Annotated in this window: 20 protein-coding genes; 9 read left to right on the top strand and 11 right to left on the bottom strand. The window is 73.3% G+C overall.

The window, feature by feature from the left end:
* Nucleotides 1-49 precede the first annotated feature (49 nt).
* The 5 genes from ACFWW9_RS28415 to ACFWW9_RS28395 form a co-directional block, all read right to left on the bottom strand.
* Nucleotides 50-5,536 carry a carboxyl transferase domain-containing protein gene (locus ACFWW9_RS28415; protein ID WP_390384149.1) on the bottom strand — a complete coding sequence of 1,829 codons (5,487 nt, stop codon included), beginning with the start codon at nucleotides 5,534-5,536 and terminating at the stop codon, nucleotides 50-52.
* A gap of 360 nt (nucleotides 5,537-5,896) precedes the next feature.
* Complete coding sequence (locus tag ACFWW9_RS28410) at nucleotides 5,897-6,496, bottom strand: hypothetical protein (protein ID WP_390384146.1); 600 nt, start codon at nucleotides 6,494-6,496, stop codon at nucleotides 5,897-5,899.
* 70 nt (nucleotides 6,497-6,566) lie between these two features.
* On the bottom strand, nucleotides 6,567-7,580 hold the full coding sequence (locus tag ACFWW9_RS28405) for a dipeptidase (RefSeq protein ID WP_390384144.1): 1,014 nt from the start codon (nucleotides 7,578-7,580) through the stop codon (nucleotides 6,567-6,569).
* 44 nt (nucleotides 7,581-7,624) lie between these two features.
* Nucleotides 7,625-8,806 carry an NAD(P)/FAD-dependent oxidoreductase gene (locus tag ACFWW9_RS28400; RefSeq protein ID WP_390384142.1) on the bottom strand — a complete coding sequence of 394 codons (1,182 nt, stop codon included), beginning with the start codon at nucleotides 8,804-8,806 and terminating at the stop codon, nucleotides 7,625-7,627.
* Nucleotides 8,807-8,808: 2 nt separating this feature from the next.
* Entirely contained in the window at nucleotides 8,809-10,167 is a 1,359-nt protein-coding gene (locus ACFWW9_RS28395) for a serine hydrolase domain-containing protein (RefSeq protein ID WP_390384139.1), read from the bottom strand.
* A 257-nt stretch (nucleotides 10,168-10,424) separates the two neighbouring features.
* Between ACFWW9_RS28395 and ACFWW9_RS28390 the strand changes: the two genes are divergently transcribed.
* A complete protein-coding gene (locus ACFWW9_RS28390) occupies nucleotides 10,425-10,907 on the top strand; it encodes a pyridoxamine 5'-phosphate oxidase family protein (RefSeq protein ID WP_390384137.1) in 483 nt (160 codons plus the stop codon).
* 1 nt (nucleotide 10,908) lies between these two features.
* Here ACFWW9_RS28390 and ACFWW9_RS28385 read toward each other — a convergent pair whose 3' ends face one another.
* The 5 genes from ACFWW9_RS28385 to ACFWW9_RS28365 form a co-directional block, all read right to left on the bottom strand.
* Nucleotides 10,909-11,868, bottom strand: a complete 960-nt coding sequence (locus ACFWW9_RS28385) for an anti-sigma factor RsbA family regulatory protein (protein WP_390384135.1) — start codon at nucleotides 11,866-11,868, stop codon at nucleotides 10,909-10,911.
* Nucleotides 11,869-11,938: 70 nt separating this feature from the next.
* Nucleotides 11,939-12,391, bottom strand: coding sequence for an SRPBCC family protein (locus ACFWW9_RS28380; protein ID WP_390384133.1), 453 nt, complete (start codon nucleotides 12,389-12,391; stop codon nucleotides 11,939-11,941).
* A 23-nt stretch (nucleotides 12,392-12,414) separates the two neighbouring features.
* Nucleotides 12,415-12,831, bottom strand: coding sequence for a hypothetical protein (locus ACFWW9_RS28375; protein WP_390384131.1), 417 nt, complete (start codon nucleotides 12,829-12,831; stop codon nucleotides 12,415-12,417).
* 58 nt (nucleotides 12,832-12,889) lie between these two features.
* The gene (locus ACFWW9_RS28370) at nucleotides 12,890-13,033 is read right to left on the bottom strand and encodes a hypothetical protein (RefSeq protein WP_390384129.1); all 144 of its coding nucleotides are present in this window, start codon (nucleotides 13,031-13,033) and stop codon (nucleotides 12,890-12,892) included.
* Nucleotides 13,030-14,526 (bottom strand): FAD-dependent oxidoreductase, encoded by a 1,497-nt coding sequence (locus ACFWW9_RS28365; RefSeq protein ID WP_390384127.1) that lies wholly within the window; start codon nucleotides 14,524-14,526, stop codon nucleotides 13,030-13,032. The genes ACFWW9_RS28370 and ACFWW9_RS28365 overlap by 4 nt, the downstream gene beginning before the upstream one ends.
* A 74-nt stretch (nucleotides 14,527-14,600) precedes the next feature.
* Here ACFWW9_RS28365 and ACFWW9_RS28360 point away from each other — a divergent pair, with 74 nt between their 5' ends.
* The 7 genes from ACFWW9_RS28360 to ACFWW9_RS28330 all read left to right on the top strand — a co-directional run bounded on the left by ACFWW9_RS28360 (nucleotide 14,601) and on the right by ACFWW9_RS28330 (nucleotide 22,548).
* On the top strand, nucleotides 14,601-14,774 hold the full coding sequence (locus tag ACFWW9_RS28360; protein WP_390384125.1) for a CsbD family protein: 174 nt from the start codon (nucleotides 14,601-14,603) through the stop codon (nucleotides 14,772-14,774).
* A 252-nt stretch (nucleotides 14,775-15,026) separates the two neighbouring features.
* The gene (locus ACFWW9_RS28355; protein WP_390384122.1) at nucleotides 15,027-17,945 is read left to right on the top strand and encodes a glycosyltransferase; all 2,919 of its coding nucleotides are present in this window, start codon (nucleotides 15,027-15,029) and stop codon (nucleotides 17,943-17,945) included.
* A gap of 26 nt (nucleotides 17,946-17,971) precedes the next feature.
* The gene (locus ACFWW9_RS28350) at nucleotides 17,972-18,802 is read left to right on the top strand and encodes a DUF4397 domain-containing protein (protein WP_390384120.1); all 831 of its coding nucleotides are present in this window, start codon (nucleotides 17,972-17,974) and stop codon (nucleotides 18,800-18,802) included.
* Nucleotides 18,799-19,443, top strand: coding sequence for a class F sortase (locus ACFWW9_RS28345; protein WP_390384118.1), 645 nt, complete (start codon nucleotides 18,799-18,801; stop codon nucleotides 19,441-19,443). Before ACFWW9_RS28350 ends, ACFWW9_RS28345 begins: the two co-directional genes overlap by 4 nt.
* A gap of 60 nt (nucleotides 19,444-19,503) precedes the next feature.
* Nucleotides 19,504-20,007 (top strand): LuxR C-terminal-related transcriptional regulator, encoded by a 504-nt coding sequence (locus ACFWW9_RS28340; protein WP_390384116.1) that lies wholly within the window; start codon nucleotides 19,504-19,506, stop codon nucleotides 20,005-20,007.
* Nucleotides 20,008-20,021: 14 nt separating this feature from the next.
* Nucleotides 20,022-21,218, top strand: coding sequence for a M14 family zinc carboxypeptidase (locus ACFWW9_RS28335; RefSeq protein WP_390384115.1), 1,197 nt, complete (start codon nucleotides 20,022-20,024; stop codon nucleotides 21,216-21,218).
* A 298-nt stretch (nucleotides 21,219-21,516) separates the two neighbouring features.
* Complete coding sequence (locus ACFWW9_RS28330; RefSeq protein WP_390384113.1) at nucleotides 21,517-22,548, top strand: hypothetical protein; 1,032 nt, start codon at nucleotides 21,517-21,519, stop codon at nucleotides 22,546-22,548.
* A gap of 313 nt (nucleotides 22,549-22,861) precedes the next feature.
* On the opposite strand, the gene ACFWW9_RS28325 is transcribed toward ACFWW9_RS28330, so the two are convergent.
* Entirely contained in the window at nucleotides 22,862-23,440 is a 579-nt protein-coding gene (locus ACFWW9_RS28325; RefSeq protein WP_390384111.1) for an NUDIX domain-containing protein, read from the bottom strand.
* 691 nt (nucleotides 23,441-24,131) lie between these two features.
* On the opposite strand from ACFWW9_RS28325, the gene ACFWW9_RS28320 reads away from it, so the two are divergent.
* Nucleotides 24,132-26,300, top strand: coding sequence for a VWA domain-containing protein (locus tag ACFWW9_RS28320; RefSeq protein WP_390384109.1), 2,169 nt, complete (start codon nucleotides 24,132-24,134; stop codon nucleotides 26,298-26,300).
* Nucleotides 26,301-26,325 lie beyond the last annotated feature (25 nt).

The following is a 26,325-nucleotide window of genomic DNA, read 5'->3' as shown; positions in this document are numbered from 1 at the left end:
ACAGAAGGGGCCGGGTCCCGATGCACCCGGCCCGTCGGGTGAACAAGGCCTACTTCAGGCCGTGCTCGATCGCTTCGATGATCTTCGGGCGGAGTTCCGCGCAGCTGATGATCGCGTCGACCGAGCCGACGTCCACCGCGCGCTGGACGCTGTGGACGCCGTCGAACTCGGCGGCCACCTCGGACAGCTTCTCCGACCTCACGGACTGCCTCACCTCGGCCAGCTCGGCCGTGCGGGACGCCTTCTCGCCGCCCGTCGAGGCGGCCACCAGGGCCTCCGCCTCGCGGACGCGCGGGTCGTTGCCGGTGCGCTTGTCGACGTCGCGAGCGAACACCACGGCCGCGGCGGGGGCGCCGCCGATGACCGACGCGAACGAGCCCTCGACCGCCAGGACGGTCATGTTCGGGTTCAGCGCCTTGGAGAACACCACGAACGCGCCGCCGTGGTAGCGCGAGATCACGCAGAACACGATCGGGCCCTCGAAGTTGACCACCGCGCGGCCGATCTCGGCGCCGTACTCCAGCTGGAGCTTGCGCATCGACTCCGGCGAGCCGTCGAAGCCGGACAGGTTCGCCAGCACCACGAGCGGCCGGTTGCCGCTGGCCGCGTTGATCGCCCGTGCCGCCTTCTTCGACGACCGGGGGAACAGCGTGCCGGCGGTGTAGGTGTCCGGGCCGTCGGTGGGGGGGAACCCGCGGCGCGGCACCGAGCGGGACTCGATGCCCAGCAGGCAGACGGGCCGCCCGCCGAGGTGGACGTCCTGCACGGCCGCGGTCTCCGCGTCGGCCATGCCCGCCCACCGCTCCAGGACCGGGTGGTCCTGGTCGGACAGGGCGCGCATCACCGTGCGGATGTCGAACGGCTTCTTGCGGTCCGGGTTGAACTGCGTCGAGAAGATCTGGCCCACGGTGGTGAACTCGCTGTCCGGCACGGCGTGCGGGAACGAGGACACGTCGCGGTCGAGCGGGTCGGTCGTGACGGTCGTGCGGGGACCGGACTCGCCGGGAGCCACGTAGCTGTGGTCGTAGTGCGACATCAGCACTTCCCGCGCGGAGCGCAGGTCCGGCGCCCAGTACTGGGCCTGGCCGTTCGGGCCCATGATCCGGTCGTAGCCGCCGATGCCGTGGTTGTCCTCGGCCGAGACGCCGCCGGAGAAGTCCAGCGACTGCTTGCCGGTCAGCACCATCGCCGAGTCGGGCGTCATGACCAGGATGCCCTTGGTGTGCATGAGCATCGTGGCCTCGGCGTTCCAGTACGGCTGGGCGCCGACGTTGATGCCCGCGACGACGATGTTGATCTCGCCGCCGTCCTGGGTGAAGTTCACGATCCGCTTCAGCGCGGCCGCCACCCAGTCCATGTTCTCGGTGCCCGAGTCCATCGAGATCCGGGCGCCCGCGGAGAGGGCGAACCACTCCAGCGGGACCTGGAGCTCCTCGGCGAGGTCCAGCGCGGCGATGATGCGGGCGCACTCCGGCTCGGACAGCGCGCCGAGCGCCTTGGTCGGGTCGCCCAGCAGGACGACGCGCTTCATGCCCTCCGGGTGCCGCGAGGTCGGCGTGGAGACGACGCCCGCGACGATCGCGGCCTTGTTGCCGCCGCGCGGCCGGTCGGTCGCGAGCAGCTTCCCGGACGCCTGGTCGAGGTCGTACTCCTGGAAGGAGCCGAACGGCCCGGCCAGCATGCCGGTCAGCTCGTACGGGTAGACCGTGCCGCGGCTGTGGGCGCGCAGCACCTCCTGGCGGTAGTCGTCCAGCGGCTCGACCGGCTCGGTCGGCGGCAGCACGACGGACAGCCGCACGCCGGAGCCGACGTCGTAGCCGATGCGGACGGCGATGTCGACGAGCTCGCCGGTCGCGGGGTCGCGGCGGCGGCCGAGGAACAGCACCTCCTCCAGGTCCGCGTTGGCGGTCGTCGGCAGGACGCGCCGGGCGACGACGTTCAGCTCCTCCGGGCTGAGGTCGGTCGGCGGCCACACGTAGATGACGATCCGGTTGGTCGCGGACTTCTTCGCGCCCGGCTTCTTCGCGCGGCGGATCGCGTCGAGGCACGTGGCCAGGATGTCCTCGGCCGCGGGCAGCGCCACGAGCCTGCCCTCGTCGTCGCGCAGCGGGGTCAGGTCGCGGACCTGGCCCAGCACCACGAGGCGCTCGTCGGACGGGTTCTGCTTCGCCGTGGCGCGGAAGAGGTAGACCTCCTCGTCGGGCGAGGCGAGCCGGGTGAGGTCGAACGCGCGCAGGCGTTCGAGCTGCATGCGCTCGGCGATGCGCGGGTGCAGGCCGCGGAGCAGCCGCTCCTCGGTGAAGCCGTCCGGCGACGGGCGGAACGTGAAGTGGTGGTGCATCACGGCGCCGCTGTTGCCCGCGACGGTCGTGGTGATCCGGCCGATGCGGTCGGACGGGTGCTGGGCGGCCAGCACCTCGCCGAGCTTCGCGGCCATCGCGTCCGGGTCGGTGGGACCGTCGTCCCACGTCAGGTACAGGTCGGCGACGACGTCGCCGTCCTCCACGAAGCCGCCGACGGCGCGCACGGCCTCCGGCAGCGCCGGGAAGTCGACGGCCGTCGTGACCACGCGGCCGACACCGGCCTCGGTGCGGTGCTCGGCGACGACGAACGTGCAGCCGTCGACCTCGGTCGCCCGGACGTCGCTCAGCGCGCGGTTGCCGTAGTACCGGCGGGTCAGGACCTCCAGCAGGGCCACGGGGTCCGCGCCCTCGCGGCCGATGCGCTGGCCGACGAGCCGCACCAGCGGTTCGGCGCTGGCGACCATGGCGGAGATCCGCTCGGCGCGGTCCGCCGCGTCCGGCGTCACGTCGAGGTGGCGCAGGTGCTTGCGGACGCCGGTGTAGACCTTGGCGCGGGTGCGGCGCAGCAGCGGCTGGGCGAACCAGCCGAACACGACGCCGCGGGCCAGGTCGGCCACGGCCGGGAAGCGGACCTGCGTGGCGGCGATCAGGTGCTCCAGCGCGAGGCCGACGGTGATGCGGTCCGCCTCCGGCGGCGGGCCCTCGGTCAGCCACTGGCGCAGCAGCGTGGTCATCACCACGACGTCGGAGGAGGAGCGCTGCTGGGCCAGGAAGATGCGGAACACCGCGTCCTCCAGCTCCGGCGTGCGCTCCAGGCCGTCGACGCCGTAGTGCGCGAGCACGTGGGTGAGCCGCTGCCGGAAGCTCTCCGACAGGCCCGCGCGGTCCGCGTCCAGGCTCTGCAGGTAGGTGTGGAAGTACTCGCGCGGGCTGTGCACCGACGAGTCGGGCTTCGACTCCTCGCCCACCGGCCGGTTGCGGCTCAGCTCGCACAGGTCGGCGAAGAGCTGCACGAGCGCGCTCTCCCCCACCAGCGCGCGCTGGCCGGAGCTGGTGAGGTCCTTGCGGGCGGCGAGGTAGTCGCTCAGCAGCCTGCCCGCGTCGACCGGGTCGACGTCGAAGCCGAGCAGCAGGCTCCGCAGCCCCTTCAGGCCGTTCTCGACGCGGGCCGCGGCCGGGATGTCGAGCCGCTCGGCGGGCAGTTCCAGCGCGGCGGCCGGGGCGACGGCGGCGGGCGCGGCGACCTCGGCGTCGTCGCTCACGGGCTCCAGGCGCAGCAGGCGGGCGCCCGACTCGACCTGGCTGCCGACCTGGACGGCGAGTTCCTTGAGCTTGCCGCGGAACGGCGCACGCAGCACCGTCTCCATCTTCATGCTCTCCAGCACGAGCAGCGGCGCGCCCGCCTCGACCTCGTCGCCGACGCCCAGCGGCGTGGCCACGACCAGCGCGGGCACGGGCGAGCGCAGGACGCCGCCCTCGTCGCGGCTGATGCGGTGCGTGACGCCGTCGACCTCGACCTGGTGGACGGGGCCGTGCGTGCCGGTCACGACGCGGAAGCGGACGCCGTTGACGATGAGCTGGCCGGAGTGGGCGTCGAAGCGCTCCACGTCCACGTCGGCCGTGTGGTCCTCGCCGCCCGCGGCGGACACGCCGACGCGGAAGCGGTGCGGGGCCACGCGGGACACCTGGACGCGGTAGCCGACCTCGCGGAGCTTCAGCTCCAGCGCGCGGCCGGTCTCGTGCTGGGCCTGGGGACGGCCGCCGTGCGCGGTGGTCAGCAGGCGCTGCCGCGTCACGACCTCCTCGTCCTCGTAGGCCTCGATGGCCGCGGCGATGAGCGCGACGGCGGAGTTCTTGTGCGTGACGAGGCCGCCCTGCGAGCGGACGCGGTCGATCCAGCCGGTGTCGGCGGAGCCGTCGACCACCGAGGGCTCGTCGAGCAGGACGCGCACGAAGCCCTTGTTCGTGACGCCGCCCGCGATGATGACCGTCGTCTCGGTCATGGCGCGGCGCAGCCGGGCCAGCGCCTCGGAGCGGTCGCGGCCGTGGGCGATGATCTTGGCGATCATCGAGTCGAAGTCGCCGGGGATGGTGTCGCCCTCGCTGAACCCCGTGTCGACCCGGATGCCGGGGCCGCTGGGCAGCTGGAGGCGGACGATCTTGCCGGGCGACGGCGCGAAGTCGCGGTCGGGGTCCTCGGCGTTGAGCCGGGCCTCCACGGCGTGGCCCCACTCGGCGGGCGCGTCGCCCTCGAGCTTGCCGCCGGACGCGACGTGCAGCTGCGTCTTGACCAGGTCGACGCCGGTGGTGATCTCGGTGATCGGGTGCTCGACCTGGAGGCGCGTGTTGACCTCGAGGAACGCGAACAGCTTCTCGCCGGGGTGGTAGAGGAACTCGATCGTGCCCGCGCCCTGGTAGTCGACGGCGAGGACGAGCCGCTCGGCGGCCGCCTTCAGCTCGGCGACCTGGGCCGGGTCCAGCACCGGGGAGGCGGACTCCTCGATGATCTTCTGGTTGCGGCGCTGCACGGAGCAGTCGCGCACGCCGAGTGCCCACGCGGTGCCCTGCCCGTCGGCGATCACCTGGACTTCGACGTGGCGCGCGCCCGTGACCAGGCGTTCCAGGAAGACGACGCCGCTGCCGAAGGCGCGCGCGGCCTCCTGGCGGGTGAGGTCGTAGGCCTGGGTCAGGTCCGCCTCGGAGGCGACCATGCGGATGCCGCGGCCACCACCGCCCGCGGTCGCCTTGAGCATCAGCGGGTAGCCGACCTTCTTGGCCGACTCCAGCGCGTCCTCCAGCGTGTCGACCGGCCCGCCGCTCCACGGCGCCACCGGCACGCCCACCTGCTCGGCGATCAGCTTGGAGCCGATCTTGTCGCCCAGCTTGCGCATGGCCTCGCCGCTCGGGCCGACGAAGGTCACGCCGATCTCGGCGCACAGGTCCGCGAACGCGGGGTCCTCGGCGACGAAACCCCAGCCGACCCAGGCCGCGTCGGCGCCGGTCTCCAGCAGCGCGCGCTTGAGCACGGCGTGGTCGAGGTAGGGACGAGCCGACGCCAGGCCCAGGTCGTAGGCGATGTCGGCTTCGCGGACGAAGGTGGCCGTTCGGTCGGAGTCGGTGTACAGGGCGACGGTCTCGATCCGTGTCCCCAACTCCGCTGACAGGTCGCGAACGGCGTGGATGAGCCGCATCGCGGCTTCTCCACGGTTGACGATGGCAACACGACTGAACACTGATCGGGCCTTTCGGAGACAACGAACTGGACGGCCGTCGCCGTCGCAACGGGAGTACACACTCTCGGCTGCCTACTATCAAAGGAATGGCGACCGCAACGCGTGTCAGGTGCCCTGCGTTGTAAGGATCTGCCAAAAGAAAGGCCTCGACAACCCCTAGCGATCACCCCCGAGACCCCCTACGCCCACCCCGGTGTGATCTCGATCGCGCACGGTTCACCGGCTCGTCACGCGCGGAGCGCGGTGTTCACCGGTCCGCGCTCCGAAACGACCGGTTTGTGCGATAGCGACAAAGCCGCCGTGGACCGGTCGGTCGCGCGCCCACTGCCTGCGGGTTTCCGAACCGCCGCGGCCGGGCCGCTACGCGCGGGCGTGGGCTCCCCGCGGGGCGGGCGCGAGCCACTCGGTCAGCCGCCGGGCGAGGGGCGCGAGGGCGACCAGCAGGCACGCGCCTGCGACCGGGACGAGGTCGAGCGAGACGACCGTGAGGCCCGCGCCGACCAGCACCAGCGCGGGGCTCCACCAGGCGAGGACGCCCGCCCGCACGAACATGATCGTCAACGCCAGCAGGCCGACGTACAGCAGCGGCGGTCCGACGACGTAGAACACCGGGCGCACGCCGGGGAGGTCCGCGAACCGGCCGGTGACCTCGTTCATCCCCGCCTTGTCCACGGCGACCAGGCCCGCGACGACGTCGACCGCGAACTGCACCGCGGACGTGACGACGCCGACGAAGGTCACGGCGACCGCCGCGTCCCGACCTCTGCCGGGAGGCAGCGCCCGCCGCAGGGCGACCAGCGCGGGCACGAACAGCAGCAGGCCGACCAGGTTCACGACGTGGCCCGAGGTCCAGTCGAGGCCGGGGCCGTAGTGGCCGTCGCTCCGGCCGACCAGTCGGACGGCGCCGTAGGCGGCGAAGCAGAGGGGGAGGGCGAGGAGACCGGCTCCGGCGAACTTCATCCCCAGACCCTGGCAGCACGCGCGGCCGCGCAGCTCAGGGCAAATCCCCGACCTTCCCCCGATCCGACCCTCAGGGTGTCCCGCCCAGCACGCGGACGAGGTTCGCGCCCAGGACCTTGCGCACCAGCGGCTCGGGCAGGCCGCGGCGCAGCAGCGCGTCGGTGACCATCGGCATCCCGGCGGGACCCTCCAGGCCGGGGATGGCGACCTCCGCGTCGACGCCCTCGACGGTGAGCGGCCGGTCGCAGGCCGGGACCTTCTCGTCGATCACCTCCGCGGTGAAGTCGCTGCCCAGCCCCACGTGGTCGGCCCCCGCGACGGCCGCGACGTGGGCGATGTGGTCCACCAGGTGCTCGACCGTGGGCTTCTCGTCGGTCAGGAACCCGCCGAAGAAGTTCACGCACACGACGCCGCCGGTGGCGGCCACCCCGCGCAGCTGGTCGTCGGTGAGGTTGCGGTGGTGCCCGTGCAGGGCGTGGGCCGACGAGTGGGTGGCGATCACCGGCCGGGTCGCCAGCTCCAGCACGTGGTCCACGCCGGAGCGGCCCAGGTGCGACACGTCCACCAGCACGTCCAGGTCCTCCAGCAGGCCGACGGCCTCGACGCCGGACCGGGTGAGCCTGCTGCCGGTCGAGTCCTCCGCGGAGCCGTCGGCGAGCATGGTCCGGCCGAAGTGGGTGAACGACACCGCCCGGACGCCCAGCCGGGACAGGGTCTGGAGCAGCTCGAGGTCGTCGTCGATCTGCGGGCACCCCTCCAGGGCCAGCACCAGCGCGATCCGCCCGGAGGCGAGGGCCGCGTCGATCTCCGGTCCCGTGCGGCACAGCGCGACGACGTCGGCGTTCCCCTCGGCGATCCGGTGCGCGGCCTCGACCATCCGCAGGGTCTCGCGCAGGGCGCCCTCCGGCCGGAACTCGTCGTCGATGAACACCGGCAGCACCTGGAGGCCGATCCCGCCCTCCCGGAGCTGCGGGTACCAGTGGTCGCGGAAGTAGGGGACCCACGCGGCACGGGGTCGGCGCACGACCAGCATCAGCAGGTCGTTGTGCGCGTCGCCCACGACGGCGTCGCGGTGGGGGTTCATCGGGTTCCTCCTGGACGTCGGAGCGGCGCGGGGGACCCCCAGGATCATCCACCTGTCCGCGTCGCGGCGCTGCCCCCAACCAGGGCGGTCACGATGCGTCCGGTCGCCGGTGCGAGCGTCATCCCGAGCGTGCCGTGCCCGGTGGCGGCCACCACGCCGTCCGCCACCACGCGGATCAGCGGGAGCCCGTCGGGCGTCATCGGGCGCGCGCCGCGCCACGGCACGCCCGGCGCGGCGATGTCGGCCAACGCCGGGACGGCCCGGTTCGCCGCTTCCCGCAGCCGCGCCACGGCCCGCGGGTCGGGCCCTGCCGCGCCGGGGCCGCCGAACTCCAGGCCGCCGGTCAGCCGCACGCGGTCGGGTCCGGCGTTGACGACGACCTGGTCGTCGGCCAGCACGACGGGGTGTGCCAGCAGCGGTCCGGCCGCGGGGATCGTGAGGCTCCAGCCGTGCGCCGCCTCGACCGGGAGCCGCACCCCGAACAGCCTGCCGACGCGGGCGCTGGCCGCACCGGCGGCGATCACGAACGCCCGGCCGCGGACGAGCCCGTGGTCGGTCTCGACGGCGGTGACCCGGCCCGCGGTCCGCACCACGCCGGTCACCGTCCACGGCCGGTACTCCGCCCCGTGCGCCACGGCCGCCGCGGCGATCGCGGCCGTGGCGCGCTCCGGATCGAGGGAGCGGTCGTCGGGGAAGCGGATCGCGCCCGCGGCCCCGGCGGCCAGTCCGGGCTCCGCGCGGGCGAGGGCTTCGGGGTCGAGTTCCTCGGAACGCACGCCGATCGCGGCGAGCCGCCGGGCCGCCGCGCGCTCGGTCCGCCAGGTCTCCTCATCACGGGCGACGTGCAGCAAACCGCTGGCGCACAATGGGATGTCCAACTCGTCGTAGAACCGCCGACTGGCTTCGGCGAGCGCCCGCAGCCGTTCGGCCACGCGCCACGCTCGGCCGGGCCGCGCCGCGAGCGCGAACCGGCCGAGCCAGAGGAGCGTGCCGAGCGGCAGCGGGCGGCCGAACGTGACCTCGGGGTGGGCTCCGAGGAGGGACAGCAGCACGGCCGGGGTCGCCAAGGGCAGCGCGTAGCTGGGCACCACCAGCCCGGCGTTGCCCCACGACGCCCCGCGCCCCGGAGCGGGGTCGAGCACGACGACCTCGGCCCCCGCCCGCGCCAGGCCGTGCGCGGCGCACGTGCCGATCACGCCACCGCCCACCACCACGACGTCCGCCACCGTCAGCCGACCTTCGGCACCGCCCGACCCGCGAAGTGCAGGTAGGGGCTGCCGTCGGCGAGCGAGTAGAACACCATCGGCAGCCAGTCGTCCTCCTCGTGCGACCGGCCCGCGAACAGGGAGTCCGTCACCGGGACGAAGTCGAGCACCTGCGGCGGCAGCAGGTCGGCCAGCTCGTCGAGCCACGTGTACCTCATGCGCAGGCCGCCGTCGTGGTCGGTCATCCGGAACTCCAGGCCCGCGCTGCGGTAGACGCCGAGGTGGGCGGTGAAGTCCACGACCGGCGGCACGTCCGGCGCGCCGAACTGCGGCATGGTCACGCCCGCCAGCTCGACCAGCAGCTCGCCGGTCAGCGCCCCGTGCAGCTTGCCCGCGGCCCCGCCGTTGGTCAGCAAGACGACGACCACGTTCGCGTCGGGCGCGACCACGAGGTGGGCGTACTGCCCGATGGTCGCGCCGCTGTGGCCGAAGATCGGCCCGCCCTCCCAGTCGTACAGCGCCCACCCCAGCCCCCAGTGCGCGGCGTCGCGCCACCGGTTCGGCACCTCCACCTCGGGGCGGCGCATCGCCGCGACCTGCTCGGAGCCGAGCACGCGCGCGCCGTCCGGGCCGACACCGCCGTCCAGGTGGGCCCGCGCGAAGCGGACCACGTCCGCGGCCGACGCGCAGATCCCGCCCGCGGGCCCGGCCGACCGGGGCAGGCTCCACACCCGCGCGGGCACGGGCTCCTCCCCCGGCTCGCCGGTGTGCCCCATCGCCGCGCGGAACCGCAGCACCTCCTCGGGCAGCGTCGCGGTGTGCGCCAGCCCGAGCGGGTCGAGCAGCCGTTCCCGCAGCACGGTGTCCCACACCTGCCCGGTGACGGCCTCGACGATCCGGCCGAGCACCTTGAACCCGCTGTTGCAGTACGACATGGTCGCGCCCGGCGGGTGGTTCTGCCGGAGGTCGGCGCACGCCTCCACGTACCGCGCCAGGCAGTCGTCGCCGCGGCCGGTGTCGTGGAAGAAGTCGCCGTCGATCCCGCTGGTGTGGTTGAGCAGTTGGCGCACGGTCACCGACTTCGCCGCCGCGGCGTCGGCCACCGCGAACTCCGGCAGCACCTCCACGACCGGCGCGTCCAGGTCGAGCTGGCCCGTCTCGGCCAGCCGCAGCACCAGCGTCGCCGTGTACACCTTGCTGATCGACCCGATCTGGAACAGCGAGTCGACCGTCGTCTCCACGCCCGTTCCCCGGTGCAGCACACCGGTGGCGAACTCGTGGATCCGCCCGTCCTCCAGCACCGCGAGCACGGCGCCCGGAACCCGGTGGACACGGGCCAGCTCGTCGAGCCTGGCCTGCCACCGCACGTGGTCGAAGGTCATCGGATCCCCCTGACTGGATGATCACTCCACCCTGCCGGCGAACACGATGATCGGGTGGGGCAAATGCGGTGATCATGAGGTCGGAGCAGCGGTCGTACCCGCTCAGCCCACCCTCCGCCGGGCGGGGGACACCGTGCCGGTGGCCGTCGGCCGAACCGTTCGGCCAACCGGCTCACGTCCGCCGTCGGAGGCATGTGGACCGCCTCCGCGGGGAACCCCTCCGGGAAGACCACACCCCAGGACGAGGAGGAGCGCGCATGACCAGGTCCACCGTCGAGTCCCACGCCGCCGAGGTGCGCAAGGTCGCCGAACTCGCGTCCGGCGTCCGCATCGGCATGCTCACGACGATCGACGACGCCGGTCACCTCGTGAGCCGCCCCATGGCGCGACCGGAGGTCGAGTTCGACGGGGACCTGTGGTTCTTCGCCGAGCGCGACTCCCGCAAGGTCGCCCACATCGTCGCCCACCCCGAGGTGTCGGTGACGCTGACCTCGAAGGACACCTGGGTCTCGCTCTACGGCACCGCCGAACTGGTCGACGACCCGCGCAAGGCCCACGACCTGTGGAACGGCTGGGTCGAGGCGTGGCTGCCGCAGGGCCCCGAGGACCCCAACGTCGTGCTGGTGAAGGTCACGGCCATGTCCGGCGAGTACTGGGACTCCCCCGGCGGGCGGATCGCGTCGCTGCTGAGCCTCGCGAAGGCGCGGCAGGCGGGCGAGCACGGCGTCGTCCACCTGTGAGTCAGCGGGCGGGCCGTGGCCTGCCCGCGACGACCCGGACGGTGAACCCCTCGTCGTCCCGGCCCAGCGCGACGTACTCGCACGTCTGGTGGGCCAGCCACAGGCCGAGGCCCGCCGTGGCGGTCTCCGTCGTGGGCAGCAGGCCGACCTTGAGGTCCTTCGGCCCCGCCCCTTGGTCGGTGACGGTCAGCACGACCCGGTCGCGGTCGGCCCACAGCCGGAACCGGACCGGCGCCACGCCGTGGCTGAGCCCGTTCGTGACGGCCTCGCTCGCGGCGAAGACGAGGTCGTCGACCTCCTCGGAGGGCAGGGTCGTGGCCTCGGCACTCGCCCGGACCGCGCGGCGCACCGCGGCGGGCGTGGGGTCGACCAGCACGACGGACGGCGGTCGCGCCTCCAGCACGTCCGGCGGCGGCGCGGGCCGGGCGGCGAGGAAGCCGTCGGGATCGGTGAACACCGGGTTCGGCCGGTGGTCGCCGTCCACCGACGTGATCCGCGGGTGGGTGCGCTCGACGTCGGCGATCACCTCGGCGGACGCCGTGCGGGTGTCGTAGGAGCACAGGCTCCACAGCGGGAACTCGTCGTACGCGTGGTTGATGACCGCCTCGTACCGGGCCCACGCGTCCCACGGGACACCGGTGTGCGGCACGTCGCCGAGGGCCCTGATCTGCCGGGCACCGGCCGCGACCAGGTCGGCGAACACCTGCCGGTACGCCCTGATCGTGACGGCGGGCCGCACGTAGTGGTCCGCCGCGGGCAGGAACGTGACCCCGGCCGTCCCGCCCAGCGCGTCCCGCAGCAGCGCCTCGTTGGTGTCGTCGCACGCGACCAGGGTCGGTTCGCCCGCGGCCACGCCGTCGGCCACGAACCGGCACGCGAGCGCCGCGAACTCCTCGTCGGAGCCGTAGAAGGCCGTCTCGTGGAAGTAGCCCTCGTGGCCGCGCGCCGCCCCGGACCTCACTGGCGCACCACCCGCTTCCCGGCTGGCGGGGCCGTCGACCCCACCGCCGGTCGCAGTTTATCCCGCTCCGCTACACCGGGTCGGGTGCGGCGGGCAAGCCCTCGATCGCCTCGGTCATCGACAGCACCACGGCGTCGCCGAGCATCTCGAACTCCGACTTCAGGAACGGGTCGGCGACCTTCGCGAGACCGTGGAACACGATGTGCGCGTGGTAGGTCACCTCCGTGCCGCCCGCCGCGGGCGTCAGCGTGAGGTCGTCGGTCGAGGTGGCGGTCTTGTTCTCCCCCACGAACGTCAGCCGGTTCGGCTCCAGCCGCTCCAGCCGGTAGTCCAGCTCGGTCTCCTTGCCCTTGAACTCCGACACGTTGTGCCAGGTCGACCCGACCGCCACGGGCCCGGAGTCCGTGCGGACGCACGTGACCGTGCCGGGGTCCCACTGCTCGGCGTTGGCGAAGTCCTTCAGGTACTCCACGACCACGTCGACGGGCCTGCCGACCGTGAACGTGCGTTCCACGTTGACCACTGGTTCTCCTCGGTGTTGGTGGATCAGTCGGACGTCTCGAGCCGCTGGCCCGGCGCTCCCGGCGTGGTGTTGCGCTCCTTGAGCTCCGCCTCGAAGACGTGCCGGGCGCCGCCGAGCAGCTCGTCGCGGACCCGGCGCTCCCAGTCGCGGAACGCCCGGTGGTAGCCGTCGTCGTACTCCTCCACGAGCTGGAAGGTCCACCGGCCGGGCACGACGTCGCGCCCGACCAGGTCCCGCTCCAGCTCGTCGGCGAGCGCGGTGTGGCCCGCGTCCCGCAGCAGTCCCGCCGCCCGGCCCGCCTTCGCGTCGGCGCTGCCGGAGAGCTGGTGGAAGTCGAACAGGCTGCCGCGCGCCCGTTCGGCGGTCTCCAGGGCCTCGGTCAGCGCGCCGACGGCCTCGACCGTGGCGTCGTCCACCCCGTCCGGCCGTCTGCCCCTCACCCGTTCGCCCATGGCCGCCAGTTACCCACGATCCGGCGGCGCCAACCACTCGAAACGGTCACCTGTTCGGGGCAGGGCGCCCGCGCGCGGCGTGCAGGAACGCGTCGAAGCCCTCGCCGTTCGGCCCCATCCGGCGCAGCGCGGCCAGCAGGTCGCGGGCCCGGCGTTCCTCGGCGGGCAGGGGGCGGGGGTCGTGGCTCACTTGGGCTCGCGGCGCGGGAGCGGGGTCGCGGCCGGGCCTTCGAGGACGGCGCCGTCGACGTCGAAGCGGGAGCCGTGGCACGGGCAGTCCCAACTGGTCTCGGCGGCGTTGAACGCCACCAGGCAGCCGAGGTGGGTGCAGCGCAGGGAAACACCGTGCAGCGCGCCCTCCCGGTCGCGGTAGACGCCCATCTTGCCGAGGCCGTCGCGCACCACGTGCGCCTGGCCCGGTGGCAGGTCGTCGCTGTTCGTGGCGTCGGCGGGCGTGAACCGCGCGGTCACCAGGTCCACGCCGGTGGAGGCGTTCATCCGCACCAGGTCGGGCAGCGACTTCAACGACACCCGGTGCGGGCTGAACACGGCCGTCCACGGGTTCGGCACGCCCGCGACCGCGTCGGCCAGGATCGTCGCGGCGAACGTGGCCGTGGCCAGGCCCCACTTCATGAACCCGGTCGCGACCAGGAGCCGGTCCGAGCCGGGCAGGTACGGGCCGATCATCGGCAGCTTGTCGTAGGCCGAGGGGTCCTGCGCCGACCAGCGGTGGGTGATCTCGGCGACGTCCCAGTGCTTCCTGGCGAACGCCTCCAGCTCCTCGTACGGCGACCCGGCCCGCTCCCCCGCCGGGTGCGCCTGACCGCAGACGACCAGCTGTCCCTCGTACGCGCTCAGCGACCACGACGGCGAGCCCGCGCTGATGGCGAGGCCGGTCGGCGGCTCCCCCGACGCCAGCGAGGCGGCGACGCAGTACGAGCGGGTCACGTCCAGCCGGGCGAAGTAGAGGCCGCGGTCGAACAGCGGCACGTGCGTGGCCACGACGACCCGACCGGCCGTCACCACGCCGTCGGCGGTGCGCACGCGGCAGGGCGCGCCGTCGTGCAGGCCCTCGACCCGGCTGTGCTCGAACACCGCCGACCCGTCGCCGTCCACGGCGTCGGCCAGGCCGAGCAGGTAGCGCAGCGGGTGCAGGGCGATCTGGTCGTCCAGCCGCACGGCGGCGTGCACCGGGAACGGCACGTCCAGGCCCGCGTCGGCGGACACCGGCAGACCGGCGGCCCGCGCGGCGATCAGCTCGTCCTCGACGGCGCCGACCTCGTCCTCCGCGAAGGCGTAGGTGAAGGCGGGCGCGTGCCGGAGGCCGCAGTCGATGCCCTCCTCGCGCACCAGCCGGGCGAGCGTGGAGACCCCGGCGAGGCTCGCGTCGGCGTAGGTCTTGGCCGTGGCCTGGCCGTGCCTGGCGGTGATCGTCGAGTACACGGTGGACTGGAGCGCGGTGACCTTGGCGGTGTTGTTGCCCGACGCCCCGGACCCCACCCGGTCGGCCTCGACCACGGCGACCGAGAGCCCCTGGCGCTTGAGCAGCAGGGCTGTCGTCAGGCCCGCGAAGCCGCCTCCGACCACCGCCACGTCGAAGACGTGCTCGCCGCGCAACGGGGGCCGCGCGCGGTCGGGCAGCGCGTCCAGCCAGAGGGATTCGCGTGCCGAAGTGGTGTCCACGACCAGCCGGGTACCCGGAAAATCCCTTGTCACTCCACGGTTTGCCGCCCCCGGCGGCCGGGCACCCACCGGACATGGGAACTGACGACAAGATCGACGCCAAGGCGGACGAGCTCAAGGGCAAGGTCAAGGAAGGTGTCGGCCGCGCCACCGACGACGAGGAGCTGGAGGCCGAGGGTCACGGCGACCAGGCCAAGGGCCACCTCAAGCAGGCCGCCGAGAAGGTCAAGGACGTCTTCAAGAGCTGACGACGACTCCGTGAAGGCCCGCGTCTCGCAGGGGGACGCGGGCCTTCGGCGTGTCCGCACCCCGAACGAGCGGCGGCGCTAGGCCGTTCGAGGACGTTCCGACAACCGGTGCTACCGACAGTAGACCGTTCGGCCCTCGGGGTACGGCTTTCTCCGTCAGATGCATGAGTACATCCGGGCGCACCTCCTGCACAGTGCTCACGTGGAACGCCCGCGACCGCCCGACGTCGACCACCGCGCGGCGGGTCGCCGATGATCGGCGTCCTGCCGCTGGCGCTGCTCGTGCTCGGCGTCACCCTGACCGTGTGCGGTGTCCTCGCGCTCGTGCGCCGAGCGAGACCGAGCCCCGACGGCGCCACCGGGTCCGGCCCCGGCGACGTCGCGGTGCTGATCGCCGCGCACGACCAGGAGGACCTCGTCGGCCGGGCCGTGGCCGCCGCCGCCCGGATGGTGCCGCTGGCCAACGTCCACCTCGTGTCGGACGACTCGTCCGACCGCACCGCCGAACTCGCCCGCGAGTACGGGATCCAGGTCGCCGAGACCGTGGGCACACTCGGCCGCGCGGGCGCGTTCGACGCCGGGATCCAGGCGTTCCGGCTGGTCGACCGGTTCGAGTTCGTGATCCTGCTCGACGCGGGCACGGTGCTCGACGAGCGGTACCTCGACGCGGTCCTGCCGCTGTTCCGCGACGAGACGGTGGTCGCGGTCGACGGACGGCTCGACCCCGACCTGCGGCCCGTCCCGGTGGGCTTCGTCGCCCGGCTGCTGTCCGCGTACCGGGCCAGGGACCACGCGCTGGCCGACGGCCTGCGGCAGGCCCGGCGCTCCGGGACGCCGATGAACGTCGGGCGGGTGGTGCCGAGTGTCGGCCGCGTCTACCGGACCAGCGCGCTGTGGGAGATCGACATCCACTCGTCGGGCCTGCCGGTCGACGACTTCGACACCACGCTGCGGATCTACCGCGAGAAGTTCGGCACGGTGGCGTTCTCCGCCACCGCCCGCGCCGCGCCGGCCGAGCCGACCACGCTCCGCGACCACCGGCGGCAGACCTTCCTGTGGGGCAACGGCTTCTGGCACGCCGTGCGCGGCCACGGGCTGCGCGGCGACCTCCCGCAGGCCGCCCAGACGGTCGAACTCGCGCTCACGTCGCTCGCCCTCGTGCTGGCCCCGGTCGCGCTCGTCGTGGCCGCCGTGCCCGGCCTGCTCCCGGTGTCGCCGTGGGCGGTGCTCGCGGCCGTGCTGCTGCCGGACTACCTGCTGACCCTCACCGTGGCGCTGGCCCGCCGCAAGCCGTCGTACCTGCTGCCGGGCCTGCTGTTCCCGGTGCTCCGGGTGCTGGACGCGGGCACGCTGCTGCGCTCCTGGTGGGGCCGCCCGTCGGCGAGCGAGTGGCAGACGTTCGACGCGCCCGCCGTCGCCACCGAGAAGACCGCCACGACCGAGAAGGCCGTCACCTCCGAGAAGCCCGCACCCCGCAAGGTCCGGGCCTCGGCGGTGCTCGCCTGGTTCATCCTGGTCGGCTCGGCCGCCGTGGTCGCCGCGCGGGTCGCGCTCACCGCGGGCACGCTGCCCGCGACCCGGATCGAGCCCGGCCTGGTCGACGCCACGTTCGCCAAGGTCACCGGGCTCGGCGCTCCCCCGGTGGACGGCGCGCTGCGGATCATGGGGTTGCAACTCGACACCTTCGCCACATTGACCGGCGCGTTCGGCCGCCAGGCCAGCACGCTGGTCAGCGCGCGCGAGCTGTCCGTCGTGGCCGTGGGCGTGATGCTGGTCGGCCTGGTCGTGGTGGCCGCGCTGCTGCGGGTCCGACCGCTGGTGATGGCGGTGGCGGTGCTCATGCTCGCGGTGAGCGGTCCGGTCGTCACCGTCCTCACGCCGGTGGGGCCGGGGGTGGTCGCGGCGGCGTGGACCGCGCTGGCGGCGGCCGCGGGCCTGGCCACGGTGAAGCGCGACGACGGCCGCTGGGTGCCGGTGGGCGTGGTGACGCTGCTGATCGCGCTCGCCACCGCGCCCGCGCTGGTGGCGCCGATCGGCCTGGGCGTGGCCGTCCGGCTCGCGCTCGCCGACCGGAAGCCCCTCACCCGGATCTGGACCTCCCTGGCCACGCTCGCCGTGACCGCCGGGGTCGCGCTGCTCTGCCTGCGGGCCGGTCTGCTCGCCGGGGCGGGCACCGAGGTGGCCCTCCGGAGTTCCGACCGCGCGCTGTTGCTGGCCGTGGTGTCCGCCGCCGTGCTGGCGGCCCTGTTCGTCGCCTGGCTGCGACCGATCGCCGTCGCCGCGGCCGTCGGCGTGGTGCTGGTGGCCGTGGGCGCTCCCGGCGCGGACGCCGTGCTGCCCGTGCTGGTGCTGACCGCCGCGACCCTCGTGGCGCTGGTGGTCGACGAGACGATCGGCTGGTTCCCGGAGGCGACACCCGCGCGGATCAGGTGGGTCGCCACCGCGCTCGGATCCGCCGCGGCGATCGTCGGCTCCGCCGTCGGCGTCGTGCTGACGCCCGAGGCGGGCCGGGCCGTGGACCACGTCGGGCTGGCCGAGTGGATGGCCAAGAACCTCGACGGCGACACGGGTCTCGCCGCGCCGGCGGGCCTGTGGTCGGACCTGCAACGCGACCGCGCCAGGGCGGGCCTGTCGACCGATACCGTCCGCCCCGCCGGCGGCGGGACCGCCCAGCCGGACGACCTGGTCGCCACCGTCGGCCCGTCCACGCTGTCCGGGGTCGACCTCGTGCGCTTCGGCGAGGCACCCGCGAACCCGGACAGCGTGATGGTCCTGCTGACCCGCCGCGACGAGGCGTACCTGTCGTCCAACGAGCGGGTGAGCGCGGGCTCGCAGCTCGCGGAGAACAGCAGGCTGCACACCAGCGACGCGGTGCTCGCGGCGTTGCGCGCCGGGCAGGTCGACCTGCGGGCGATGGCCGTGATCGCCGAGCTGTGCCGCGGCCAGGACGTGACCGTGGCGTCGACCGGGAAACCCGCGCACGAGAAGGGGTCGGTGCTCCCGGACCGCACGGTCGTGCTGTCCACACCGGACCCGGAGTCCGCCGAGACGCTGCTCGACTGGCTCAAGGCCCAGCAGCCGCCGTTCGCGCCGGACGCCGTCGCGCGGGGCCTCAACGAGGTGACCGTCTCCTGGCGTCTGCCTCCGCTGCACGACCGGACATCGAAGTGATCAGTTCTCGAAGGGTTGGTAAGGCCATGGGATCGATCCGATCGGCGCGTCGCGCGTCGGTGGCGGTTGTCGCCGTGTTGTTCGGGCTGCTCGCGGTCCCCGTCCCCGCTCAGGCCGCCGGGGGCTGCTACCTGCGGCTCGCGCACCTGTCACCGGACACCCCGGCCGTGGACGTCACGGTCACCGCGTTCTCCAGACCGGACTGGTCGGTGACGATCAAGGGCGTCTCCTACGGGGCGCTGTCGGACTACCAGAAGATCGAGACCGGCACGTACACCGTGGCCATGCGGCCCGCGGGCGCGGACCCGGCGAGCAAGCCGGTCATCTCGGCGACGATCGACGGCTCCGACGGGAAGGCGTACACGGTCGCGGGCCTCGGCAAGTTCGCCAGCCTGTCGCTGTCGGTGCTCAACGACGACATCGGCCTCCCGCCCGCCGGTCAGGCCCGGATGCGCGTGGTCAACGCCGCCCCGCTCGCGGGCGACCTGGCCGTGCGCCGGGGTGACGACTCCGTCGTCGAGCACGCGGTCTTCGGCCAGGCGGGCGAGTACAAGCTGCTGCCCGCGGGCAAGACCACGCTGAAGCTGGCCCCGCAGCAGGGCTCCAACACCGAACTGCCGATCGACCTCCAGGCCGGGTCGGTCTACAGCGTGCTCGTGCTGGAGAAGGACGGCGTGCTCTCGGCGACCGCCCGGCAGGACGCGAAGGGCGCGGAGATCGTGCCCACCGGCGGGATCGAGGCGGGCCTCGGCGGGTCGTCGACCGGTCTCACGGCGCCGCAGATCGCGATGATCGCCGTGGCCGCCGCCGCGGGCGCGGGGCTCGTGCTGGCGGTGCGCCGCCGCCGGACGGGATGAGCGGACGGCACCGGCTGGTCCGACCACCGCGCCACGACCTGCGCCGCGCGGGCGCGGTGGCGGGCGCGGTGGTCGGCGTCGTGTCCGCCGTCACCCTGTCCGCGGTCGCCTCCGACCACCAGGTCGCGGGGTTCGCCAGCCCGGCCCCCCGCACCGGGCCGACCTGGGCAGCGGGCCCGGTCGAGCAGGACCCGAAGGCCGCCGCCCGGCCGGTCCGGGTGCGCATCCCGGCCATCGGCGTGGACAACCCCGTCGTGGACGTCGGCGTGGACGGCTCCGGCGCGCTCGTGCCGCCCAGCGGGCCCGACGACATCGGCTGGTTCACCGGCGGGTCCGCGCCGGGCGGCATCGGGTCCGCGCTGCTGGCGGGGCACATCGACTCGCACAGCGGGCCCGCGGTGTTCTTCCGGCTGACCGCGCTGAAACCCGGTGACGAGATCGTCGTCGACCGGGAGGACGGCAGCACCGTGACGTTCGTCGTCGACTCCACCACGCGGGTGGCGAAGACCGCGTTCCCCACCGACCTGGTGTACGCCCCGGTGCCCACGCCCGTGCTGCGGCTGGTCACCTGCGGCGGCTCGCTGGACACCGCCGCGCACAGCTACCGGGACAACGTCATCGTGGAAGCCGTGCCGAAGTGAAACGAAAACCCGTTCGCGTCGAATAAGCAGGTGAAGCCCACTGCCACCTGAGGGATGCCGATGGAACGCTCAGCGGACCGAAGACGCGCGGCAGGCCGTCGGGCGGAGGACCGGCGGCACGCCGGGATCGCCCGGCGGCTGGAGCACGACCTCACGGCCGTGTCCGACCTGGTCGAGTCCATCAGGGCCGATCCGGACCTGCCCGAGTTCGCGCTGCGGCGGCTCCAGGCGGTGGACCGGGAGCTGGCCAGGATCATCGAGGTGGCGCGGGAGGCCGCGCCGGTGTCCCAGGAGGCCACCGAGGTCCACCAGCTCGCCACGCACCTGACCCGGCGCGAGTGGGAGTGCCTCGACCTGCTGGTCCAGGGGCTGACCACCGGGGCGATCGCCGCGGGCATGGGCGTCTCCACCACCACCGTCCGCACCCACGTGCAGTCCCTGCTCGCCAAGCTGGGCGTCCACTCCCGGCTCCAGGCCGTCGCGCTGACCACCCGCACGGCGCTGCTGTCCGCCGCGCCGAAGGGGGTTGGCCGACAGTTGCCAGGTGCTTCGCGGGCGCGGTGAGCGACACTCGGGGGATGCGTGCGTGGAGAGCCGTGTGGTTGGTCGCCGTGGTGGCGGTGGCGTGCACCTCGCCGGAGGCGGTGACCGGTGGCGCCGAGCTGGAGCAACGGCGGCACGCCGGGGCGGGGTCCTCGTCGTTGCCGAGCGGGCGCACGGGGTACCGGACGTACGCCGAGGTCGGGAGCGACCTGGGCGAGCTGGCGACGGTCCGGGCGGACGTCGTCTCGCGGCTCGCACTCCCCCACCGGACGGTGCTCGGGGTGGACGTCGTCGGGGTGGAGATCACCCACGACGTGGGGAAGTACGACGGGAAACCGGTGCTCGTGGTGGTGGGGGCGCACAACGCGTCGGACTGGGCGTCCGCCGAGGTGGCGGTGGAGTTCGCCACCGACCTCGCGGAGCAGGACGGGCGCGATCCGCGGGTGACCGCGCTGCTGGACCGGGTGCGGGTGGTCGTGGTGCCCGTGGTGAACCCCGACGGGTTCCAGTTGTCGCGGGCCGGGACCGTGCCGGGCAAGCGGGGGAACTGCCGGGTGGACTTCCCGGCGTCGCAGTCCTGCGCCACCAGCCCGGACGTCGGGGTGGACCTGGACCGGAACTACGGGGTCGGCTGGAAGGCCGGTGACCACCGGGGCGCGGGGGCGTTCTCCGAGCCCGAGACGCGCAACGTCCGGGAGCTGGTGGCCGGGCGGCAGGTGACCGTGTTCGCGACCCTGGGCACGGGTGCGGGGACGGTGCTCCGGCCGTCCGCCGACGAGTCCTCCACGGCCGTGGGCCAGGCCCTGGCGGACGCCGGGGGGTGGACCAGCGCCGTCTCGGCGGTCGGCGGGACCGCGACCGAGTGGGTCCACGGCACGACCGGCGGGCTGGCGTTCGCCGTCGAACCGCGGGCCGGGGAGTACCTCGACCAGTACCGGGGCGGGGCTCGGGAGGCGTTGCTGCGCGCGGGCGAGGCCGCCGGGGATCGGCGCTACCACGCCGTGGTGAGCGGGGTCGCGCCCGCGGGGGCCAGGGTGACGGTGCGGAACACCTCCGGTGTCCGGTCGTCGATGGTCGCGAACGGGCCGTTCGAGTGGGAGGTCAACCCGGCCGAGGCCTGGACGCTCGACTGCGGGACGGAGAACGAGGTCCTGCAATCCGCCGAGGTCTCGGTGGGGCGGGGCGAACGGGTGTCCGTGGACCTCGGGCAGTGCTCCCGGTCGTGGGGATAGGTCTCGCCAGGTCAGGCGGACGAATTCCGCGGAAATGCGGATCTTCGGGGCGAATCGCGTTCACATTCGAACCGGCGGCCGCCCCGCCGCGTTGACCCCTACGGACCGGCTCCGACGAGGACGGAAGTACAGGTGACCTGGAATTCTCCGCAGGGTAACGATTGGACGCGCGCGGGACGGCCAGTCGTAACAATGGTGTTCGGCCGTTCGATGGCACCATCGAACCGACCGTCCACAACGCCGCCCGAGCACGACGATGATGAATCATGATTTCGCCCGCTCATTGCACGGAGGGCCGATGACCGCCTCACCCGAATCGCTGATGAACGAACTGCGAGCGCTGTGCCGGGGGCAGGGGGTGCAGGCGCCGGGGATCGACAAGCAGGTGGGCCCCGCGTTGCGGGAGGTCTGCGGGATCGTCGCGGGCGACGGGCCGGAGGCCGTGCGGGTCAAGGTCGGGCGCTGGGTCGTGGGGATCGTGGAGCACTTCCCGACCGAGCTGCGGCTGGCCGTGCTGGCGCCGCTGGGGCTGCACGAGGACGCGCAGTCGCGGTTCCTGTCCGACCGCGTGGACTGGCTGGCGAAGTTGCAGGACCGGGGACCGCGGACGATCCGGCGGCGCGTCGAGGCCGGGCTGACCCGGCTCGTCGAGGCCGGGTTGGAGCGGACCGCGAAGGCCGACCGCGGCGAACCCGAGGAGGAGTGGCACGTCAGCGAGTTCGAGGCGTTGCTGCGCCTGGACGGGGAGACGCCCACGTGCACCGAGCGGCGGACGATCCGCGCGGATCGGGACGGGGTCAAGGAGATCACCTGGTCGATCTCGCTGCCGCCCGCGTCCGAGGACGGCGTGCCGGGCGACCTGGACGTGCAGGTGCTGCACGGCGTCGAGCTGATCTCGTCGGAACGGCCCGCCAAACGGCGCTTCCTGCTGCACCTGCGGTTGCCGCGCGCCCTGCAAGCGGGGCAGGAGCACCAGTTCGCGCTGGAGGTGCGGGTGCCGCGCGGGCAGTCGATGCGGCCGACGTACGTGTTCTGGCCGGAGCGGGCGTGCGACCGGTTCCGGTTGGTGGCGCGGTTCTCGCTGGAGGACCCGCCCGCCGCGCTGTGGCGCGTGGACGGCGCGTTCCACCGCGACATCGACGACCTGGCCGAGGGCAGCGACCTGCTGGCGCTCAACGGGATCGGCGAGGTGGACGTGGAGTTCCCGAACCCGCGGCCCGGTCGCGGGTACGGCGTCCAGTGGCGGCCTCAGACGTCGGACTGGCCCGGTGCGCCCGAGCCCCGCGCGGCTCCGGACCGGAGCGGCGCGGGGACCCTGTCGCGCGACTAGGCGACGACGGACAGCACGGTGGAGAGGGTCTCGTCGAACAGGTGCGGCTCCATGACGCCACCTCCTTTCCCACTGAGGAGAACCGCGCGAACAGGCGGTCTGCGCAGCGGAAAGAAGGCATGGCGAACAACCGTGGGAATGCGATGAATTCCCCGCCACGTCCTGCTGTCGTGATCCGCTGACCGGAACCCGCTTTCGGGGATCCGCCTGCTCGGCTTTCGTTCTCGCCGATGTCACAACAGTGGGCTCGTGGTGGATTCATCGGAATGGGTTTCCTGTTGCCCCCGGAATTCGGAAACCAGGAAACGGCCGATTACCTGGAACGGGGCTCCGGCACCGCGCGGCGCAGCGCCTCCGCCAGCACGGCGTGGGCGCTGCCCGCGTGCGGCAGCCTGCCCTGGCGCACCAGCTCGACCGCGTCGGCGAAGGGCACGCGGCGCACGCGGGCCCCGTGCGAGCCCCCGATCGCGCTCACGCCGCCCGCGCGGAACACGTGCTCGACGTGGTCGCACACGGCGTCCGCGCCGTGCACCCGGCCGATCCTGGTCCACGCCGCGGCCCGCAGCCCGGTGCTCTCGGCCAGTTCCCGCCGGGCCGCGACCTCGGGACCGGCGTCCTGGTCGGTGATCGGCCCACCGGGCAGCCGCCATTCGGACCCGCCGTGGGTGTAGACCCACTGCCGGGTGAGCACCACGCGGTCGAGGTCGTCGACGGCCAGGACGGTGACCGAGGCGGGCACGACCACGTGCAACCGGGTCTCGTGCCCGCCGTCCGGCCGGACGACCGCGTCCTGGTGGACCCGGAACGCGGGTGAGGACTGCACCACTTCCGACGACAACCGCTGCCACACCGCGACCACGTCCATCGACTCTCGGGAAAGTTCCGCTGTCATGCGATCAATCGAACCACCGCCGAACTGCCCGTATGTTCGCGGAAACCGGCCAATTGATTGACATACCACAACGATCCCGACCTCCGGCGAATGGCGTAGCGCCCCATCCCGACCTGCGACGGAAGTGGCGGGCGAAAGGGAATAAGGCGGCAGTGGCCAAAAACTGGACAAAGCACGGACAGCCGCCCGCTCGCGCCACGAGCCGTGGAATTCTGGCCGCACACCCGTTCCGCCGAGGACTCCGCCGCCACACCTCTGCGGAACGGGCTGGTCAAAGCGGGTGGGAAAGCGGCCCCCGACGCCGCTTTCCCGCCCTCCCCGCCACCGGGGACGCGACCGGGCAGCCGACTTCCTCGTGTCACGAGGGGTACGCGAGGAAGTCGGCCCGGCGCGAGCGGAATACTCCGCCGCGGGCGTGTCGCACGGTCGCCGGATACCGAGTCCGTGTTATGGACAAATCCTCCGCAGCACATAATGACCACTATTTGACCGGGCTTTGACCATTCGAAATCGACCCGGTAACAGCATCATGGCGTTCGTCGATGTGCTGATTGATCGAAGCCGCACCGAACGGTTTCGACTTCCTTCGCCGAGTTCGCCAGAAAATACGGAGGTGGCTCTTTTGGCCACGCCATGCCTTCCCCCGCGCCGAAGAGACGGGCGGCTGTCCCGAACAGCGCGGTCGGTCGCGGTGCTCGCCATCGGGCTCGCTCCGCTGGTGGCCGTCCAACCCCAGTCGGCGGCGGGAGGGCAGGCCGAGCCCGCGCGGATCACCCCGGCGCACATCGTGGTGCTGGTCGACCAGTCGGGCAGCATCTCGCCGGAGGACATGACCCGCGAGAAGGAGGCCGCGGGCCTGATCGCGCAGGCGGAGTTCTCGCCGGAGTCCACGGTGGCGATCGTCGGGTTCGGCAGCGACAGCGGCGGCACCCCGCCGGTGGACGCCGTGTGCCCGCCGACGAAGGTCGCGACCAGCGCCGAGCGGCAGCGCCTGAGCACCTGCGTGGACGCGCTGCGGATCCGCGACCGGGGCAAGGGCGACGGGACCGACCACGCGCAGGCCCTCGTGCAGGCGCTCGACTTCCTGTCCGACGACCGGGACGACGAGCCGAAGATCGTCTTCCTGCTCACCGACGGGAAGCTCGACGTCGGCGACAGCGAGCGCTACGGCTCCGACAAGACCCCCGAGCAGCGCGACAGCGCGGCGCACGACCTCATCACCGAGCGCTTGGCCGACGCCCGCGACAGCAAGGTCCAGGTGTGGCCGCTCGGGTTCGGCGCGGTCGACGAGAAGGCGCTCGGCGAGTTCGCGGCGGGCGGCTACCAGGGCTCCTGCGGGCCGGGCACGCCGACGCCGAAGGCCACCACCGTGAGCGGTTCCGGCGACGTCAAACGCGCGATCTTCGAGTCCTACAGCTCGGCGCGCTGCGCGGGCATCGGACCCATCAACGAGCAGCAGCTGTCCTCCGGCGGCACGGTCGAGGCGAAGGTGGACATCCCGGCCATCGCCACCGACGGCTCGATCATCGTGATCAAGCACGACCCCAGGGTCGCCGTCGAGTTCCTCGCGCCCGACGCGACGAAGGCCTCGCCGAAGGCCGGCACGGCCGACGGCTCGACCTACGAGGGCAGCGGGCAGGGCGGCGCGGTCGAGGCGCTGCGCATCGTCGACCCGAAGCCGGGCACCTGGACCGTGCGGATCACCTCGGCGGACGGCGTGCCCGCGCAGAACGTCAGCACGGCCGTCACCTGGCAGGGAGCCGTGCAGGCGGTCGTCCAACCCAGCTCGTCCACGCTCAGCGCGGGCCAACCCGTCACGGTCTCCGTGCGGCTGCGCACCCGCCGTGGCCCGGTCACCGACCCGGCGCAGCTGCGCGCGCTGAGCTTCACCGCCGACGTCTCGGGCACCGGCCCGGCCCAGCCGATCGCCCTCGCCGACGACGGCAAGTCCCCCGACCCCACGGCGGACGACGGCACCTACACCGGCCGCACCACGCTGCCCCCCGACGCGTCCGGCCAGGTCACGTTCACCGGGCACGTCACCGGCATCGGCGTCAGCGGCGACCACCCGACCGCCCGCGCGTCCGTGGTGAAGGGCCCTCCGCCGATCCTGGCGGGAGCTGCCCTGCCGACCATCACCGACGAGGTGGCGCCCGGCGAGTCGGTCACCGCGCACCTGGAGGTCACCAACAACTCCGGCGGCGCCCGGAAGCTCCGGGTGCGGCTCGACCAGGACAGCGGGTCGCTGATCACCGTCGAGGACGCGGTGCACGAGGTGCCCGCGGGGGCCAGCGCGTTCGACGTCGACCTGCGCTTCGACGGGAAGGCCAGGCTCGGGACCACGACCGCGCAGCTCACGCTGGTCGACGACGCCGACCCGTCGGTGGTCTACCAGACCTTCCCCTTCACCACGACGGTCGCGGAGCCGTTCCCGTGGCTCCTGGTGGGCGCGGGCGGGGCGGTGCTGATCCTCGTGCTGGGACTGGTGTTCTGGCTGCTCGCCCGCAGCAGGGCAGGCGACCTGCGCGGGCTGAAGGTCACCGTGACCCTGGGGGCGTACAGCGGTTTCCTGCCCTCCCCCGCGGTCTCGACTAAGGCGATCGACTTCGCCGTCGAGGTCACCGGCGGGGGCGTGCCCTCGATCCGGCCCGCCGAGCGCGGCGACCCCGAGCTGCGCAGGCTGACGCGCTCCAAGCGGGGCATGCGCCTGACGTCCCCGCACGGCGACCTCGGGCCGTTCCACCTCGACCAGCCGCAGGACATCGGCAACGGCGTGTTCCTGGTGGTGACCGACGAGTCGCTGCCCGACCAGGCCACCGACTACCCACCGCCGTCGTCCGAGCAGAACACGTACCTCTGATCCGCGCGTCGCCGGAAGGAACCAC

The sequence above is a fragment of the Umezawaea sp. NPDC059074 genome (assembly GCF_042738955.1).
GTDB lineage: Bacteria > Actinomycetota > Actinomycetes > Mycobacteriales > Pseudonocardiaceae > Umezawaea.
Note: the sequence above shows the minus strand (reverse complement) of the source record. Positions and strands in the feature narration are given on the sequence as shown.